Origin of the sequence: Streptomyces sp. NPDC018833 (assembly GCF_044390825.1) — a bacterium.
Classification (GTDB): domain Bacteria; phylum Actinomycetota; class Actinomycetes; order Streptomycetales; family Streptomycetaceae; genus Streptomyces.
This window is the reverse complement of the sequence record NZ_JBIRZM010000005.1, coordinates 1-16710: the sequence shown is the minus strand read 5'-3', so window position 1 is coordinate 16710 and position 16710 is coordinate 1. Positions and strand designations below refer to the sequence as shown.

Below are 16710 nucleotides of genomic sequence, written 5' to 3'. Positions count from 1 at the left end.
TCCGGTCGTGGAATGCGATGAATGATGGCAGAGTGGCTCCATGGCTGATCGGGCAGCAAGTGCCCTGTCGCTCCCCGACGACTGGCCGGCGCACGCGGACACAAGTCTGACGCTCAACCGCATGGGTTCCTTCGACTGGGACCTCACCAGCGGTCTCATGCACATGGACGAGCCCGGCCTCGACGTGTTCGATCTGCACCCGGACGAGTACGACGGCCACCCGGCGAGCCTGGCCGTACGGGTGCCGCCGGACGAGGCCGTCCGGCTGGACTCCTTGGTGGCGCAGGCACTCAAGCGCGGGAACGACCGCTACGGCGCGTACTTCCGCATCCGCTGCCGTGACGGAACGCTGCGCTGGACGCACACGCAGGCGTGTGTGCGGCGGGACGAGACCGGCCGCCCCGTACGCATCATCGGCATCGTGCGGGACGCCACCCAGGAACTCGCCGACTCCAGCGCACGCGTCGAGGTGGACGTGGAACGCCGCCGCCAGACCAGCGTCGTGGAGTCCACGACGGCCGCGCTCGCCCACGCCCGCACCGTCCAGGACGTCATCGAACTGCTGAAGGGGTCGCACGGCCTGAAACTCCTCGGCGCGACCAGTCTTGTGATGGGCCTGCTCGAATCCGGACGGATCCATCTGGTCGCCGAGGGCCCGGAGGACGCCTTCGTGCCGGGCACCCGCTACACCCGCGTCGACGAGCAGTACCCGATGAGCGAAGTGGTGCGCACGCTGACTCCCCGGTTCATCGAGTCCAAGGAGGACTTCGCCGAGTCGTACCCCTTGCTGTGGCCGCACATCAAGGGCCTCGGCATCTCCGCCGCCGCCTATCTCCCGCTCATCGCCCAGGCCCGGCCCATCGGGGCCCTCGGGCTGCTGTACCGGGACAAGACCGGTTTCACGCTGGAGGACCGCAACCTTCTGGTCGCCCTCGGCAGCAGCATCGCGCAGAGCCTCCAGCGCGCCATGCTGTACGAGCAGGAGCACGACCTCGCCGAGGGGCTCCAGCAGGCGATGCTGCCCCGCCGCATTCCCGAGGTGCCCGGCGCGCAGATCGCGGTGCGCTACCGCTCCGCCCGCCTCGGCCGGGACATCGGCGGCGACTGGTACGACATCATCGCGCTGCCCGGCGGCCGGGTCGGCGCCGTCATCGGCGACGTACAGGGCCACGACACGCACGCGGCCACCGTGATGGGGCAGCTCCGTATCGTGCTGCGGGCCTACGCGGCCGAGGGGCACCCGCCCGCCACGGTGATGGCCCGTGCCTCGCTCTTCCTCCACGAGCTCGACACCGGCCGGTTCGCCACCTGCACCTACGCGGAGGTTGACCTGTCCACCGGCGTGGTGCAGATGGTGCGCGCGGGCCATGTGGATCCGCTGATCAGGAACGAGGACGGCAGCTGCCGCAGAGTGCCGGTGCCGGGCGGGTTGCCGCTCGGGCTCTCGGCCGAGTTCGGCCGGCTCGAATACCCGGTGAGCACCGTCGAACTGGACGCGGGGCAGACGCTGCTGCTCTACACCGACGGACTGATCGAGCAGCCCGGTGCCGACCTCGACGACGGCATGCAGTTCCTGACCGCCCTGGTGCGCGACGGGCCGCGCGACCTCCAGTCGCTCGCCGACCGGATGTGCGAGGTCGTCGACGAGCGTGCCGGGGACGACGACGTGGCCCTCCTGCTGTTGCTGCGGCGCAGCGGCGCGCTCCCGCACCAGGCGGGCGGCCGCCTCCAGCAGCACGTCGGACAGAACGACCCGGAGGCGCTGCGCTCGGCGCGGCACATGGTCAGGGCCGCCGTGCTGGCCTGGGGGGCCCGGGAGCGGGTGGACGAGGTGGAGCTGGCCGCCGACGAGTTGATCACCAACGCGCTGTTGCACACGGACGGCGGGGCCTTCGTGACCGTACGGGTGCTCTCGGGCAGCGAACGGCGGCTGAGGGTCGACGTCGAGGACGGCTCCAGTGCGCTGCCGCGCAGGCGGGACGCCGGGGAGTCGGGGGTCTCCGGGCGGGGCCTGTTGCTGATTGACCGGCTGTCCGAGTCGTGGGGCGTGGAGTCGCGGGGGAGCGGGAAGTGCGTGTGGTGCGAGTTCCTCATTCCGGACAGGCTCGGACTCTGAGGTTGGACGACTGTTAACTGTCCGTGAACCGATCGTACTTGACCGTAACCGAACGAAAGCGGTTGACTGCGACTCCCGGCCTCCGGAAGACATGAGGATCACTTGAGCTCTGAGCTTCTCGCCCCGCTGGACCTGGCGTTCTGGCATCTGGAATCCGCCGGTCACCCCATGCACCTGGGCGCTCTCGCGCTCTTCGACTCCCCGCCCGGCGGCGCGGACGCCGCGGGCGTCATCGATCTGCTGGCGAGCCGCGCCGCCGCCATCCCCCGGCTGAGGATGCGGGTGCGCGACGTCCTGCTGCCCGTCGGCGGAGCGGCCTGGAGCACCGCCAAGGACTTCGACGTACGCCGCCATGTCCGCGAAGTGGGCCTGACCGGGGACGATTTCACCGCGGAGGTCACGGCCGCGGCCGGTGAGCTGATGGAACGTCCGCTCGAACGCGGTCTGCCGCCGTGGGAGATGTACCTCCTGCGCGGCGCCCGCGACGATCGCTTCGCCGTCCTCGTCAAGCTCCACCACGCCCTCGCCGACGGTATGCGCGCCGTCGCCATCGGCGCGGGCATCTTCGACGAGATCGCCGACGTCCGCCGCACCGGTGCCCGCCGCGCCCGCCCCCTGCCCCCGCGCTCCTGGCTCGCCGGGCCGCGCAGTTTCGCGGACTTCGCCCAGGGCCGTATCGAGGAACTGGGTCGCGCGGTCGGCGTCGGTGCCTCCGTCGTACGGGCCAGCCGGCTAGACCCCCGCGGACTGCCCGCCCTGACCGCGGCCCCGAGCGGCACCCGCCGGCTGGGCACCGCCGTGCTGCCCCTGGACGATGTGCAGCAGGTGCGCCGGGCCATGGGCGGTACCGCCAACGACGTCCTGCTCGCCGTCGTCGCCGGCGCGCTCCGGCGCTGGATGCACGGGCGCGGCGAACGGCTGCCTGCCGCGGGCCCTCGTGCCCTGGTACCGGTCTCGCGCCGCCGCCCCGGCAGTCCCCCCGGCGCGGGCAACAAGCTGTCCGCGTACCTGCTCCAACTGCCTGTCGCCGAACCCGACCCCTGGCTGCGCCTCGCCTCCGTCCGGAAGGCCATGGACCACAACAAGGCCGCGGGCCCGGCGCGCGGCGCCGGCGCCGTCGCGCTGCTGGCCGATCAGTTGCCGCCGCTGGCCCACCGTTTCGGCGCCCCGCTGGCGGGCGGTGCGGCCCGGATGCTCTTCGACGTCCTCGTCACCAGCGTGCCGCTGCCCCGCTCGGCCCTGTCCCTCGGCGGCTGCCCCCTGCGCGAGATCTACCCGATGGCGCCGCTCGCCCGCGGCCAGTCCCTGGCGGTGGCCATGTCGACGTACGGCCGCCAGGTGCACATCGGGCTCGTCGCCGACGGCAAGGCCCTGCCCGACCTCGACCGCCTGGCGGATGCGGCGCGGGAGGAACTCGACGAGCTGCTCGCCCTCGTCGGCGGACAGGGGGCGAACGAGGACGCCTCGCGATAGATGAGGCCGCCGCCCGTGCCGGACTCGCCTCCGACCTCGTCGTCCTGCCTTCTCAGCTGCCCGCCCCCGGCGAGGCCGCGGCCCGGTCCCCGGACTCACCTTTGTGCCGGGCCAGCTCGGCCACCTCGGCAAGCCGCCCGTGCGGCGAACCGGTCCGTGGGCCGTTGCGGTACGGGCGCCGGCCGAGCGACTCACTACGGTGTGCAAGCTCTCCGGGCTGGTGACGGGGCCGGACTGGGGCGCCTGGAGCGTGCGCGACCTGCGGCCGTACTCGGGCACCGCGCTCGACTCCTTCGGACCGGGGCGGCTGATGTTCGGGTCCGCCCGGCCGGTGTGCCGGCCGCCTCCTACGGCGAAGTCGCCCACGGGGCCCGGCAGTTCACTCACGCGCTCGGTGAGGAGGAGCGACGGGCCGTCTTCGGCGCGACGACCGCCCGTGTCCACGGACCGTGACATCCGGCCGCGTCCAGGGGCTGTGGTACCCGGCGTCGGCGACAGGCCGTGGCTCCCGGCCGCGTCCACGGGCCATGACACCTGGCCGCGTCCAGGGGCTGTGACTCCCGCCCGCTTCCACCGGCAGCGACCCGCGCGCCCGGGCGGTACTCGATGCGACGGGCCGCCCGGTGCGGCAGGGTGGAGACATGCCCGAACTACCCGAGGTCGAAGCGCTCCGAGAGTTCCTCGACGGCCATCTCGTCGGCCGCGAGATCGCCCGCGTCATGCCGGTGGCCGTCAGCGTCCTCAAGACGTACGACCCCCCGCTGACCGCGATCGAGGGCGCCGCCGTCACCTCCGTCGACCGGCACGGCAAATGGCTCGACATCACCGCCGCCGGCCTGCATCTGGTCGTCCATCTCGCCCGGGCCGGCTGGCTGCAGTGGAAGGACGAGTTCCCTGCGACGCCGCCCCGGCCCGGCAAGGGGCCGCTCGCCCTGCGCACCGTCCTGGTGGACGGCGCGGGCTTCGACCTCACGGAAGCGGGCACCACCAAGCGCCTGGCCGTCCACCTCGTACGGGACGTCGCCGACGTGCCCGGCATCTCCAGGCTCGGCCCCGATCCGCTCGCCGACTCCTTCGACCGCGCCGCCTTCACGGCCGTACTCGCAGGGGAGCGGCGCCAGATCAAGGGCGCGCTGCGCGACCAGAGCCTGATCGCCGGCATCGGCAACGCCTACAGCGACGAGATCCTGCACGCGGCGAGGTTGTCGCCCTTCAAGCTCGTCCATCACCTGGACGAGCACGAGACCGATGCGCTCTACGAGGCACTGCGCGCCACCCTCTCCGACGCCGTCGCCCGCTCTCGGGGCGTGGCGGCCGGTCGGCTCAAGTCGGAGAAGAAGAGCGGACTGCGCGTGCACGGTCGTACGGGGGAGCCGTGCCCGGTCTGCGGCGACACCATTCGCGAGGTGTCGTTCAGCGACTCGTCCCTGCAGTACTGCCCCACGTGCCAGACGGGCGGAAAGCCGCTCGCCGACCGGAGGCTCTCGCGCCTGCTGAAGTGATCGCGTGCCGCAGTCCGGATCAGCCGCCGATCGACAGCAGGCGCTCGCCCCGTTCGCCGCGCACCTCCCACCGGCCGATCTCCGCCGTATGCAGCCCGGTGCCCCCCTCGATGTCCAGCGGCCCCTCGTGCCCGGGGCCGTCCGCCATGCCGTAGCCGCCCGCCGGCACCCACCAGCTGAGCACCGGATGCTCCACTCCGTCCTTGCCGATCGCAATGAGCCGGCAGGTGCGCGGCCCCGGTAGCCCCGCCAGTCGCATCGCCACCGAGGTCCCCCACCCTCGGTCCTGCAGCGCTACGGTGGCCCGCACCCCGGTGACCGGATCGGTCGCCACGACCGGCTGCGGGGCGGGGGCTGCATCGTCCTGCGCCGCGACCACGGCGGCGGGCAGGCCGACGATCAGGATCGCGGCCGCGGCCGCCAGCCGCAGCCGCCGCCTGCGGCCGCGCCGCCGCTCCAGTGCCACGTGCCGGCTGAGCCGGTCCATCAGGCGGGGCGAGGGGCGGGCGTCGACACGGGCGGGGCCGGCGAGTTCGGCGAGGGCCCGGGCGACGTCGGTGAAGTCAGAGAGCCGGACCGCGCACATCACGCACTCGGCGAGATGCTCCTCGAAGCGGAATGCGTCGGCGGGTTCCAGGACGCCCAGGGCGTAGGCGGCCACATCCTCGTGCGGCTGCTGGCGGCTCATGGGGGGTCCTCGATTCCTCATGTTACGGGCGGTCACCCTGGAATACGCAGCAGGAAGGCGCTCTGCTCAACCCGGCGGCGAGGCGTCCGACGCGATCGCAAACCCGTACGGGAACGCAGACATGGTCCCGGCCCCGAGGCCCGCCTACACTCCGCACCATGCTGCGCGTACTGGCCGTCGACGACGAGAAACCGGCGCTCGAGGAACTGCTCTACCTCCTGCGTTCCGACTCCAGGATCCGCAGTGCCGAAGGTGCCACCGATGCCACCGAGGCGCTGCGGCGCATCGGACGGGCACTGGAGGCGGGCCCCGACAGCGACGACGCCATCGATGTCGTCTTCCTCGACATCCACATGGCCGGGCTGACCGGGCTCGACGTCGCGAGGCTGCTCGCCGGGTTCGCCAGGCCGCCGCTCATCGTGTTCGTCACGGCCCACGAGGGCTTCGCCGTGCAGGCGTTCGACCTCAAGGCCGTCGACTACGTGCTCAAGCCGGTGCGCAGGGAACGGCTGGCGGAGGCCGTGCGCAGAGTCCGGGAGCTGATCGTCCCGCAGCGCGACACACAGCCCGACATGCAGCGCGGCCGGCCCGTGCCGGTCGCGGCACCCACGGTCGTCCCCGGGACCGGGCCCGAGCAGATACCGGTCGAGCTGGGCGGGGTGACCCGCTTCGTACCGGTCGACGACATCACCTATGTCGAGGCCCAGGGCGACTACGCCCGGCTCCACACGGCCGAGGGCAGCCATCTGGTCCGTATTCCGCTGTCGACGCTGGAGGAGCGCTGGGCCTCGCGCGGCTTCGTGCGCATCCACCGGAGCCACCTCGTCGCGCTCGGCTGTATCGACGAACTCCGCCTGGATGCCGGGACGACGACCGTGCGCGTGGGCACCGCCGAGCTGGCCGTCAGCCGCCGCCACGCGCGCCAGCTACGGGATCTGCTGATGCTGCCGCGCGGCCCCAAGGGCACGGGCGGGGGCGTGCCCGGGTCGGGCGGCTGACCGTTCGGCGGCCGAGAACGGCCGTTCGTCGCAGGCGGCGGGCCGTACGGCGACGTGCGCCACCCGCTGGGCGAGGCACACCCCGGCCCGGCCTTGGTGCCGCGGCGCGGCCCCTAACCTTGATCACGCCGGGGTAACGGGGGAAGAAGGGGCCTGATGTCCGACATCGAAGCACTGCTGGACGAACTGCGCGGACTGCCGTCCGTGCGCCCCTCGGGCGCGGCCGAACTCCAGACGCTGCTCGCTGCCGCCCGCAGCGCGGCGGGCCGTTGGGCGGACGTGCTGGAGGACATCCGAGAGGCGTCCCAGGGCCTCGCCGGTCCGCGTACGGAGGCGGCGCTGGAAGTGGCGTTCCGCCGCGCGGAGGAGTCGTACGTCGAGCTGGAGATCGCGCTCAGCGCCTGTGCGAACCCCGGGGCGTGCTGACCGGGCGATCAGACCCCCTACGGCCCGATCCCTCGGTCCCGGGCCCCGCGCCAGGACGGCTCCGGTCCCGCGGCTCCCGCGCGGGCTTCTCGGCCCGGCTGCCCGCCGACCCCGGTTCTTGCGTCCCCGGCATCCTCCGTTCTTGGCCTTCTCGACCCGGCTCGGCTCCGTCGGGCCCGGGTCCTGAGGCCAGGACGGCTCCCCGCCGCCTCCCGCCCGGCCCAGCCGCCCGCGGCCCAGCCGACCGCCGGCCCCGGCTCCTACGGCCCCGGCGTCCTACGGCGTCGGCCTTGCCCGCTCGCCCGTCGGCACGGCGCTTTCGGCCGTCGGCCTCCGGCTCGGCTCCGTCGGGCCCGGGTCCTGAGGCCAGGACGGCTCCCTGCCGGCACCCGCCCGGCCCAGTTGCCCGCGGGCTGGCTGACCGCCGGTCCCGGCTCCTACGGCCCCGGCGTCCTACGGCGTCGGCCTTGCCCGCTCGCCCGTCGGCACGGCGCCTTCGGCCCTGGCCACCCCCCGGTCGATTCCCTCGGCCCGGCCGGGCCGGAAGCGGCAGGCTCGCCCCTACCGGCCGTGACAGCCGCTGCGTAGACTCCCCCTCCCAGATCCCCCGTCCTCCCCACTTCGCCGACAGACGCCGGAGCGTACGCCGATGTCAGCAGAGCAGCCCCCGCGCCGCGAGGTGGTCACCGGGGTGCCGCGTGGCACCCGGCGGCCACCCGGCCACGCGCCCGCCCGATTCGAGATCAGTGAGCAGACCACGCTGGGCACCACCTATGTGCGCTCGCTGATGCGCAGCCAGCTCAGGGCCGCGCTCTACGCCCTCGGCGCGCTCGGAACGCTCGTCGGCACGCTGCCGCTCCTCTTCGCCCTGCCCGCCGCCCTCGGCGGCTCGCTCGACTCCCCGGCCCCGTTCGTCTGGGCCGCCCTCGGCTTCGGCGTCTATCCCGTCATGTGGCTGATCGCGCGCCGCTACGTGCGCCGGGCCGAGCGCAACGAGCGCGACTTCACCAGGCTCGTCGAAGGCCGCTGACCCGTGAACCAGACCTACGCGGTGGCCGCGGTCACCGTCGTGGTGCTCGCCACCGTCCTCATCGGCGCGCTCGGACTGCGCATATCCCGCACCACGTCCGACTTCTATGTCGCCTCGCGCACGGTCAAGCCGGGCCTCAACGCCGCCGCCATCAGCGGCGAGTACCTCTCGGCCGCCTCCTTCCTCGGCATAGCCGGTCTGGTCCTGCTCCAAGGCCCTGACATGCTCTGGTACCCGGTCGGTTACACCGCCGGCTATCTCGTTCTCCTCGTGCTCGTCGCCGCCCCGCTGCGCCGCTCCGGGGCCTACACGCTCTCCGACTTCGCCGAGGCCCGGCTGGAGTCGGCCGCCGTCCGCAGGCTGGCGTCCCTGTTCGTCGTCGGGATCGGCTGGCTGTATCTGCTGCCCCAGCTGCGGGGAGCGGGACTCACCCTGGAGATCCTCACCGGCGCCCCGGACTGGCTCGGCTCGCTCGTCGTCGCCGTCGTCGTCACCGGCGCCGTCGCGGCCGGGGGCATGCGGTCCATCACCTTCGTGCAGGCCTTCCAGTACTGGCTCAAGCTGACCGCCCTGCTGGTGCCCGTGCTGTTCCTCGTCGTCGCCTGGGCCGGCGACGACGCGCCCCGCGCCCGCTTCGACGCACCCGCCGTGCTCCGCGCCGACACCGACGTCCGGATCGGCGACACCGTACGCGTCGAAATCGACCGACCACTCACACTGACCGTCACCGGCGCGGTCGACCGCACTCCCCACCACGGCGAAAAGGTGACCCTCGGCGAGGGCACCCACCGCATCGAGGCGGGCACCGTGCTGCGGTTGCCGAAGGGCGCGGCGGTGCCCGAACGGACCCGCTCCGGCACGGACCCCGTCAGCTGGTCCCAGCCCCTTTCGGGCGGGCGGGACGGCTACCAGTTGTACGCGACGTACGGACTCATCCTCGCCACGTTCCTCGGCACCATGGGCCTGCCGCACGTCGCGGTCCGCTTCTACACGAGCCCCAACGGCCGGGCAGCCCGGCGCACGACCCTTGTCGTACTCGGCCTGATCGGCGCGTTCTATCTGCTGCCGCCCGTCTACGGAGCACTCGGCCGCATCTACGCACCGGAGCTGGCCCTCACCGGCGCCGCGGACGCCGCCGTGCTTGTGCTCCCGGAGCGAATGGTCGGAGGGATCACGGGCGAACTGCTGGGGGCCCTGCTCGCGGGCGGCGCCTTCGCCGCGTTCCTGTCGACTGCGTCCGGTCTCACGATGTCCGTGGCCGGGGTCATCAACCAGGACGTCCTGCCCTCGCGCGGCGTTCGCGACTTCCGGCTCGCGACGCTGCTCGCCATGGCCGTGCCGCTGGGCCTGTCCGTGGTGACGAGCAACGTGCCGGTCGCCGACGCGGTCGGTCTCGCGTTCGCCGTCGCCGCGTCCTCCTTCTGCCCGCTGCTGGTGCTCGGCATCTGGTGGCGCCGGCTCACCCCGCCCGGCGCCGCGGCCGGCCTGGTCCTCGGCGGTGGGGCGGCCCTGACCGCGGTCATGGCCACGCGGGCCGGTCTCGCCCCGGACGGCTGGCCGCACACCCTCATGGCCTGGCCGGCGCTGTGGTCGGTACCGCTCGGCTTCCTGACCATGGTGGCCGTCTCCCTGGCGACCGCCCGCCACGTACCCGCCGGCGCCGCAGCGATCCTCGCCCGGCTCCACCTTCCGGAGGACCTCGCCGGCCTGCCGCACCCCGAAGGAGTGGAGCGATGACCGGTACGGAAGCGGTCGCGGCAGGGGCGGTGCTGCTCGCCGTCGGCATCGCGCTGGGCCTCGCACTGAGCAGGATCGCCGCCCGGCGCGGTGTGGAGCCGGACCTCGACCTCGGCACGCCCGTCGAACACGCCACCTTCCACACCCTGCACACCGCGTCCCTCGCCGCCCCGCCGCTGCGCGCCGGTCTGACCGAGGACACCGCGCGCAAGGCGGCCAGGCGGCTGCGTTCCCTGCTCGGCACCGAGGCGCTGTGCCTGACCGACCGCGAACGCGTCCTCGCCTGGGACGGACCGGGGGGCGACCACCACGAACGGCAGGTGATGGAGCGAGTGGCGGAGGTCCTGCACTCGGGCCGCAGCCAGAGCGTGCACTCCGGGTGCGAGGACCTTCAGTGCCCGCTGCGCTGGGTGGTCATCGCACCGCTGACCGGTGAGGAGGGGGTCCTCGGCACCCTGGTGGCCCACGGCTCGCGCGAGTCGGCGGTGCTGGTGCGGGCGGCGACCGAGGTCGCCCGCTGGGTCTCCGTGCAACTGGAACTCGCCGAGCTGGACCGTTCCCGCACCCGGCTGATCGAGGCGGAGATCCGCGCCCTGCGCGCCCAGATCTCCCCGCACTTCATCTTCAACTCGCTCGCGGCGATCGCCTCGTTCGTCCGGACGGATCCTGAGCGCGCCCGCGAGCTCCTGCTGGAGTTCGCGGACTTCACCCGCTACTCCTTCCGCCGCCACGGCGAGTTCACCCATCTCGCGGACGAACTGCGCTGCATCGAGCAGTACCTGGCCCTCGCCGGCGCCCGCTTCGGCGACCGGCTGAAGGTCACGCTGCAGGTCGCCCCCGAGGTCCTGCCCGTGACACTGCCGTTCCTGTGCCTTCAGCCGCTGGTCGAGAACGCGGTCAAGCACGGCCTGGAGGACTCCCGCCACGAGTGCCGCATCATGATCGCTGCCCAGGACGCGGGGTCGGAGGCCATGGTGACGATCGAGGACGACGGGGTGGGCATGGACCCGGAAGTCCTGCGCGCGATCCTCGCGGGGGAGCGGACCACCTCGCCTGGCATCGGGCTGTTGAACGTCGACGAGCGGCTGCGCCAGGTGTACGGCGACGACTACGGGCTCGTCATCGAGACGGCCGTCGGCGCCGGCATGAAGATCACGATCCGGATCCCCAAGTACCGCGCGGGCGTGCACTCCTCGGCGGTCCGGCGCGCCGACTGACGACGCGGAGGTTCCGGCCCGGCGTCCGTCGGGGCCGGTCGGCGCTCACCACGACCGGGCGCTCACCCACGCCGGGGCGTCGGGCGCTCACCCCCATCGGCGGCTCACCACAGATGGATCGCCAGATGCCCCAGCGGCAGTCCCAGCTGCCAGGCGGGGGTCCACACCTTGTCCGCCTCGTCCACCGTGCCGTCGAGCGGGAGCGCAGGATGCCAGGGCTCCAGATCCCCCAGGTCGGCGGCGAGCAGTTCGGTGGCGCGCAGCCAGTCCCAGGTGGTCGTCGCGAGCGCGAGATCGGGATCCGAGGCGCCGTGCCGTTCACCTGCCGCCCTGGCGGCGAGTCGCTCCTCGACCCATTCCTGCCAGGGGTGCCCGTAGGACGTCAGCGACAGCCATTCGTCGATCCTGGCCGCCGAGCGCAGTGCGTCCGGTGCCCCAGGGCCGTCGGACAGATGGATCGTCAGCGCCAGCGTCCGCCGTCCCGCGCGGTACTCGAGCGAGCCGTACTCCACGAGCGCGCCGGCCCGCAGCATCTCCTCGGCCGTGTACTCGGCGCACAGCCACGCCATGGGGACCGCAAGTCCCGGTCCCCCGGTGCCGTTCGCACTCTCGGGCTGCACGCCTTCCACCCACTTCCGAAACAGTCGCGTCCGGGCCCCGATGACGAGCCTCCACCGTCGAACACGTCCCGGGGCGCTTCTTTGCTCAACTCCGGCGTGACGTTCGGCATACGGCCACCCCGTGGTCGTGGTCCGTGGGGGAGGCTTGCGCCACCGTGGCCGGTGGGGCGGCCGGGGCGGTGCGCCTGCTGTAGCCGGGCAGGCACCGGGCGAGGGCGCGCAGCGCGTAGAACGAGCGCGACTTGACGGTCCCGGGCGGGATGCCGAGTGCCTGCGCGGCCTCGTTGACACTCAGCCCGCGGAAGTAGATCTGCACGAGTACGGCGCGGTGCTCGGGGCTCAGGGAGCCGACCGCCGCGCGGACGTCGAGGGCCAGGGCCGCGTTCTCCGTCGGGTCGGCCGGGTCCGCAGTGGTGGCGAGCACGCCGTCGCCGATCTCCGTGGGGCGCGCGAGCCGGGAGCGCCGGGCGTCGATGGCGAGGCGGCGGCCGACGGTGAAGAGCCACGGCCGCATGGACTCGTAGGGGCCGTCGAACGCCTCGGGGTGCTGCCAAGCGCGCACCAGCGTCTCCTGCAACAGGTCCTCGGCGCGCTGCTGGTCCCCGTAGGTGAGGCCGAGCAGAAAGCTCAGCAGCGCGGGGCCGTGCTCACGCTGCAGCTCCGCCATGGCCCGCTCGTCGGTCGTCGCGGTCGCTGTTGCCATTGTCAAACACCCCTTCACCCGTCGGTCGCTGCCACGTGGCGTATACGAACGCATCAGGGCGCACAGCGACAGACGCCGTACCGCGGGCGTCGACGAACGGTCGCACCGAGCGGCGAGTGGTGCGGCGAGCGGTCGACCGGACCGGCGCGGGCGGGCGCGGCGGGCGGGCGGGCGGCACACGGCCGCTCCAGCGAAGTGACGGCTTCGTCGCTCGACTCCGTCCGGCCTCCCCGGTGGATTCAGGTGGTCGCCGCGGTCGAACGACCGACGTGGGGGCTACCGCACCGCCCCCGCCGACATCAGGGCCGCGCTGCTCGGCCGCGGCGCGCAGTACGACGGCCTCACGATGGGCCGCTGAGGACGGTCGCCCGCGTAGCAGGACGCCCCGGCGTCCGCCGGGGCCGGACCCGTAATGACCCCGTGCTCGCGTGCCCTTACGGGACAACGGTCACGGGCCACCGGCCCGGCTTCACCAGCCGCACCGCGACCGAGAACGATGATCCGTGTCCTGCAGGACTCCGAGGCCCCATCACGGCATCCGCCTCCAGTCGCCAACCGTGGTGACCAGCCCGGTGCACGGGGCACCGGGGGGAGGTGTGGAACTCCCTGCGGACGTCCCCGACGCCGCGCACCCGCTCGACGGCCGTACGGATCTCGGCGACCGGACCCTCCCCGTTCTCCTCGACAGTGCCAGCGACCAGCACACCGAGCACCGCTCAGGCCGGCACGACAGGCCGTACGCAGACGATCGCCGGCAGCGCACCCTGACGGCGCGCGAGAGCGTTCGCGTAGGCGGCGGCCCTCAGCGACGACGCGGATCCGTCAGACCGACGAGGATCACCTTCGGCCTGTCCGCGCCGCGTTCGAACCGGTGGGGTGGATGCTCGCTCACGCGACCGAGGCTCATGCCCCTCCCCGGGCGCCCGGCTCGTGGCCGTCACGCGCCCTGCCCGTGGCACTGCTCCCAACGGGTCATTCCTGCCCGCAACGCGGTGTCGATCAGTTGTCCGCGGCGTCAGCCGTGCGAGCAGTGGGCCATGGACAAGGATCAGCTGCTCCGCGGACGCCGCTCGGTGCTCCGTGTCGCCGCCGGCCTCGGCGGTGTCGCCGCCTTCGGCGGGCTGTTCGTCACCGAGCCGACCACAGGACGCACCGCCCCCCGGCCCGCCCCCGCTCCGGCCCGCGGCGCCGCGGGCCTGCCGAGCGCGGGCCGGCCCCCGCGGGCGTCGTCGTACCGGCTGCAGCCCATGACCGCCTACCTCCCGGTGAAGCTGGGCCGGGCGGTGCCGCCGGTGCGTACGAGGCCCTTCCTCAAGGTGCCCGCGGAGGGGCGGATGATGGTGCTCACCTTCGACGACGGACCGGACCCCCGGTACACGCCCGACATCCTCGCGACGCTCCGCGAGCACGGTGCGCAGGCGATGTTCTTCGTCTGCGGGGAGATGGCCACGGACCACCGCGACCTGCTGCGCGAGATGGTCGACGACGGCCATGTGATCGGCAATCACACCTGGTCCCACCCGCTGATCCCGGGGCTCTCACCGTCGCGGATCCGCGAGGAGCTCGGCCGCACCAGCGACGTCGTCGACAAGGCTGTGGGCGCGGCGCCGCTCTGGTACCGGGCACCCTACGGAGCCTGGAACAAGCATTCCTTCGCGATCGGCGCCGAACTCGGCATGGAGCCGCTCGCCTGGACCGTCGACACCCTGGACTGGACGACACCCGGCACCCGCACCATCGTCCGGCGGGTGCTGGAGGGTGCGGCCCCGGGTGTCGTCGTGCTGTCCCACGACGCGGGTGGCAACCGCTCCCAGAGCGTCGCGGCCCTGCGCAGATATCTGCCGAAACTGCTGGACGCGGGCTACCGCATCACCGTCCCGCCCCGCTGAGCGGCCGCGCGACGGCCGGGAACGGGCGTGGGGGCGGCAACGGGCCGCCCGCGGGGGCGGCAACGGGCCGCGGCTCAGCGGGCCTTGACCATACGGGCGAAGATGACGACGTTGCCGTCGTAGCCGTGCGCCTCCGAGTAGCCGCCCCCGCAGGTGATCACCCGCAGCTCGGGTGACCCGGTGTCGCCGTACACACGGACGCCGGGGAAGGCGTGCTTGGAGAAGACCTCCACGCCGTACACCTCGAAGACGGCCGTGCTGCCGTCCAGCCGCGGGACCTCGATCAGGTGACCGTGCTTCACGGAGCCGAGACCGTAGAACACCGCGGGCCCCGCCTGGTTGTCGACGTGCCCGACGATCACGGCGGTGCCGCGCTGACCAGGCGCGACACCGTTCTGGTACCAGCCCGCGAGGTTGGGGTCCTGCGGGGGCGGGGCCGCGATCCACCCCTTCTCGTCCAGGCCCACGTCCATGATCGGGGCATCCACCTTGATCGCCGGGATGCGCACCCGGCCGGGGGGCGCGTACGGCAGAGGTTCGAGCGGTACGGGCAGGAACGTCTCGCCCGCGCGGCCGGCGAGCGACGCGGCGACCGCGGGCTGCGGCGGCCCGATGCCCACATCCAGCCCGTTCTTCATCAGTGCGATGCCGCTGAGCATGACGAGGGCCAGCACGCCCCAGGGCGAGCGTCGTCTCGGCTCGGAGCCGTAGATGTCCTTGCCCATGATTCTCCCCATTGTGCGCATGCGGTCACGCTAAGTGCCGTCCGCCGAGGCTGCGAGAAGGGAAGGGCGAACGGGTGGCGGGGCCGGTCGGGGTGCCCCATCCGAGTAATCGGCGGATAAAAATCCTGACGGTCTGTGACCTGCGGCTCCGTCAGATGATTGGGCGCCCGTGCGGCGTGTCGCCTCACCGGGGTGGACCAAGGCCGACATGCGCGTGTTGCTCCCTGCGATGAGGGTTCGTCATGGAAGGCGTACTCGTCGAATATGCCGGAGCGCCGCTCCGGAGCGTCTTCCGCTGGAGGTTCAACGATGTGTGCTACACGCGCTCTCGCGGTGACCGCGACCGCCTTCGCGGCCGTCGGGCTCTGCGCTCCGCTGGCCGCCGCCGGCGGCGGCGACGGCCCGAGAAACGTCCACGTCAGTCCCTCCGCCGTCTTCCCGGGAGGCACTCTGACGATCACCGTGGACGGCTGCCACCGCGGTGGCGTCGTCAGTTCGAATGCTTTCCCGGACGCGGTGCTCTCGCGCAGCGACCGGGGCGGCATCGGGGGCGACGGGGGCAACCGGGGCGGCATTGGCGGCGATGGTGGCAATCGGGGTGGCTTTGGGGGTGACGGGGGTAACCGGGGTGGCTTTGGGGGTGACGGGGGTAATCGGGGCGGCGATGGTGGCCGGGGCGGCATTGGCGGCGATGGTGGCAATCGGGGTGGCTTTGGGGGTGACGGGGGTAACCGGGGTGGCGATGGTGGCCGGAGCGGCTTTGGGGGCGATGGAGGTGGTGACGGGGGCAACCGGGGCGGCATTGGCGGCGACGGCGGCAACCGGGGTGAAGGGGGCGACGGCGGCAACCGGGGTGAAGGGGGCGACGGCGGCAACCAGGGCGGCGACGGCGGCAACCGAGGTGATGGGGGCGACGGCGGCAACCAGGGCGGCGACGGCGGCAACCGAGGTGATGGGGGCGACGGCGGCAACCAGGGCGGCGACGGCGGCAACCGAGGTGGCGACGGCGGCAACCGGGGCGGCGACGGGGGCAACCGGGGTGGCATCGGCGGCGACGGAGGCAACCGAGGCGGCATCGGCGGCGACGGAGGCAACCGAGGCGGCAATGGCGGCAGCCGCGCCGACAGCGGCCAGGCCGTGGCCACGGCCCGCGTCCGAAACAACGCCGCGCCGGGCAGTTACCACCTGACGGTCCGGTGCAACGACAGCCCGCGGACCGCCAGTGCCTCGTTCACCGTGATTTCCCCACGCGGTGCGGCAGGCGGTCTCGGCGGGTCGATCGGACCCACCACCGCCGAGATGGCGGTCGGCGCCGGCCTGGTCGCCACGGCGGCCGTCGGCGGCAGCGTCTTCATCGCCCGCCGCCGTCGCCGTACGGCCAGCGGTCAGGCCTGATCGGCCGAACCTCCCGATCGGAGCCAACCGCCCGTCGCCCCCCGGGGGGGGGGGGGGGCCGGGGGGGGGGGGGGGGGGGGCCCCCGGGGGGGGGGGGGGGGGGCCCCCCCCCCCCCCCCCCGGGGGGGGGGGCCGCCGCCGGGGGGCCGCGGAGCCCCGCCCCGCGCGCCGCGCGCGGCGCGCCCCGCCCG

15 protein-coding genes and 1 pseudogene are annotated in these 16710 nt (G+C 73.3%); 10 read left to right on the top strand and 6 right to left on the bottom strand.

Annotation, left to right across the window (positions count from 1 at the left end):
* Positions 1-40: 40 nt before the first annotated feature.
* From ACH5AF_RS12135 to ACH5AF_RS12125, 3 genes are all read left to right on the top strand, one after another.
* A complete protein-coding gene (locus tag ACH5AF_RS12135) occupies positions 41-2116 on the top strand; it encodes a SpoIIE family protein phosphatase (RefSeq protein WP_398901494.1) in 2076 nt (691 codons plus the stop codon).
* A gap of 102 nt (positions 2117-2218) precedes the next feature.
* Positions 2219-3589, top strand: a complete 1371-nt coding sequence (locus tag ACH5AF_RS12130) for a wax ester/triacylglycerol synthase family O-acyltransferase (protein WP_398901493.1) — start codon at positions 2219-2221, stop codon at positions 3587-3589.
* A 641-nt stretch (positions 3590-4230) separates the two neighbouring features.
* On the top strand, positions 4231-5091 hold the full coding sequence (locus ACH5AF_RS12125; protein ID WP_398901492.1) for an Fpg/Nei family DNA glycosylase: 861 nt from the start codon (positions 4231-4233) through the stop codon (positions 5089-5091).
* Between the two features lie 19 nt (positions 5092-5110).
* Here ACH5AF_RS12125 and ACH5AF_RS12120 read toward each other — a convergent pair whose 3' ends face one another.
* Entirely contained in the window at positions 5111-5779 is a 669-nt protein-coding gene (locus ACH5AF_RS12120) for an anti-sigma factor family protein (RefSeq protein WP_398901491.1), read from the bottom strand.
* Between the two features lie 158 nt (positions 5780-5937).
* Between ACH5AF_RS12120 and ACH5AF_RS12115 the strand changes: the two genes are divergently transcribed.
* From ACH5AF_RS12115 to ACH5AF_RS12095, 5 genes are all read left to right on the top strand, one after another.
* Positions 5938-6777, top strand: a complete 840-nt coding sequence (locus tag ACH5AF_RS12115; RefSeq protein ID WP_398901489.1) for a LytR/AlgR family response regulator transcription factor — start codon at positions 5938-5940, stop codon at positions 6775-6777.
* A 156-nt stretch (positions 6778-6933) separates the two neighbouring features.
* Complete coding sequence (locus ACH5AF_RS12110) at positions 6934-7203, top strand: hypothetical protein (RefSeq protein ID WP_398901487.1); 270 nt, start codon at positions 6934-6936, stop codon at positions 7201-7203.
* Positions 7204-7852: 649 nt separating this feature from the next.
* The gene (locus tag ACH5AF_RS12105; RefSeq protein ID WP_398901486.1) at positions 7853-8233 is read left to right on the top strand and encodes a hypothetical protein; all 381 of its coding nucleotides are present in this window, start codon (positions 7853-7855) and stop codon (positions 8231-8233) included.
* 3 nt (positions 8234-8236) lie between these two features.
* Positions 8237-9970 carry a cation acetate symporter gene (locus ACH5AF_RS12100; RefSeq protein WP_398901484.1) on the top strand — a complete coding sequence of 578 codons (1734 nt, stop codon included), beginning with the start codon at positions 8237-8239 and terminating at the stop codon, positions 9968-9970.
* Positions 9967-11187 (top strand): sensor histidine kinase, encoded by a 1221-nt coding sequence (locus ACH5AF_RS12095; protein WP_398901483.1) that lies wholly within the window; start codon positions 9967-9969, stop codon positions 11185-11187. Before ACH5AF_RS12100 ends, ACH5AF_RS12095 begins: the two co-directional genes overlap by 4 nt.
* Positions 11188-11291: 104 nt before the next feature.
* On the opposite strand, the gene ACH5AF_RS12090 is transcribed toward ACH5AF_RS12095, so the two are convergent.
* From ACH5AF_RS12090 to ACH5AF_RS12080, 3 genes and pseudogenes are all read right to left on the bottom strand, one after another.
* A complete protein-coding gene (locus ACH5AF_RS12090; protein ID WP_398901482.1) occupies positions 11292-11807 on the bottom strand; it encodes a hypothetical protein in 516 nt (171 codons plus the stop codon).
* An 85-nt stretch (positions 11808-11892) separates the two neighbouring features.
* Complete coding sequence (locus ACH5AF_RS12085) at positions 11893-12510, bottom strand: sigma-70 family RNA polymerase sigma factor (protein WP_398901481.1); 618 nt, start codon at positions 12508-12510, stop codon at positions 11893-11895.
* Between the two features lie 434 nt (positions 12511-12944).
* Positions 12945-13402, bottom strand: a pseudogene (locus ACH5AF_RS12080) (universal stress protein).
* Between the two features lie 145 nt (positions 13403-13547).
* On the opposite strand from ACH5AF_RS12080, the gene ACH5AF_RS12075 reads away from it, so the two are divergent.
* Positions 13548-14399 (top strand): polysaccharide deacetylase family protein, encoded by an 852-nt coding sequence (locus tag ACH5AF_RS12075; protein WP_398901480.1) that lies wholly within the window; start codon positions 13548-13550, stop codon positions 14397-14399.
* 74 nt (positions 14400-14473) lie between these two features.
* On the opposite strand, the gene ACH5AF_RS12070 is transcribed toward ACH5AF_RS12075, so the two are convergent.
* Positions 14474-15124, bottom strand: a complete 651-nt coding sequence (locus ACH5AF_RS12070; protein WP_398901893.1) for a class F sortase — start codon at positions 15122-15124, stop codon at positions 14474-14476.
* Positions 15125-15427: 303 nt separating this feature from the next.
* Positions 15428-16309: a hypothetical protein gene (locus ACH5AF_RS12065; RefSeq protein ID WP_398901479.1), complete on the bottom strand. Its 882-nt coding sequence runs from the start codon at positions 16307-16309 to the stop codon at positions 15428-15430.
* Positions 16310-16360: 51 nt separating this feature from the next.
* Between ACH5AF_RS12065 and ACH5AF_RS12060 the strand changes: the two genes are divergently transcribed.
* Positions 16361-16519 (top strand): hypothetical protein, encoded by a 159-nt coding sequence (locus ACH5AF_RS12060; RefSeq protein WP_398901478.1) that lies wholly within the window; start codon positions 16361-16363, stop codon positions 16517-16519.
* Positions 16520-16710: the final 191 nt, after the last annotated feature.

Excerpts from the sequence above, each read along its gene's own strand:
- ACH5AF_RS12120 (WP_398901491.1), bottom strand. The coding sequence starts at position 5,779 with ATGAGCCGCCAGCAGCCGCACGAGGATGTGGCCGCCTACGCCCTGGGC.
- ACH5AF_RS12115 (WP_398901489.1), top strand. The coding sequence starts at position 5,938 with ATGCTGCGCGTACTGGCCGTCGACGACGAGAAACCGGCGCTCGAGGAA.
- ACH5AF_RS12085 (WP_398901481.1), bottom strand. The coding sequence starts at position 12,510 with ATGGCAACAGCGACCGCGACGACCGACGAGCGGGCCATGGCGGAGCTG.
- ACH5AF_RS12125 (WP_398901492.1), top strand. The coding sequence starts at position 4,231 with ATGCCCGAACTACCCGAGGTCGAAGCGCTCCGAGAGTTCCTCGACGGC.
- ACH5AF_RS12110 (WP_398901487.1), top strand. The coding sequence starts at position 6,934 with ATGTCCGACATCGAAGCACTGCTGGACGAACTGCGCGGACTGCCGTCC.
- ACH5AF_RS12075 (WP_398901480.1), top strand. The coding sequence starts at position 13,548 with ATGGACAAGGATCAGCTGCTCCGCGGACGCCGCTCGGTGCTCCGTGTC.
- ACH5AF_RS12105 (WP_398901486.1), top strand. The coding sequence starts at position 7,853 with ATGTCAGCAGAGCAGCCCCCGCGCCGCGAGGTGGTCACCGGGGTGCCG.
- ACH5AF_RS12095 (WP_398901483.1), top strand. The coding sequence starts at position 9,967 with ATGACCGGTACGGAAGCGGTCGCGGCAGGGGCGGTGCTGCTCGCCGTC.
- ACH5AF_RS12135 (WP_398901494.1), top strand. The coding sequence starts at position 41 with ATGGCTGATCGGGCAGCAAGTGCCCTGTCGCTCCCCGACGACTGGCCG.
- ACH5AF_RS12070 (WP_398901893.1), bottom strand. The coding sequence starts at position 15,124 with ATGGGCAAGGACATCTACGGCTCCGAGCCGAGACGACGCTCGCCCTGG.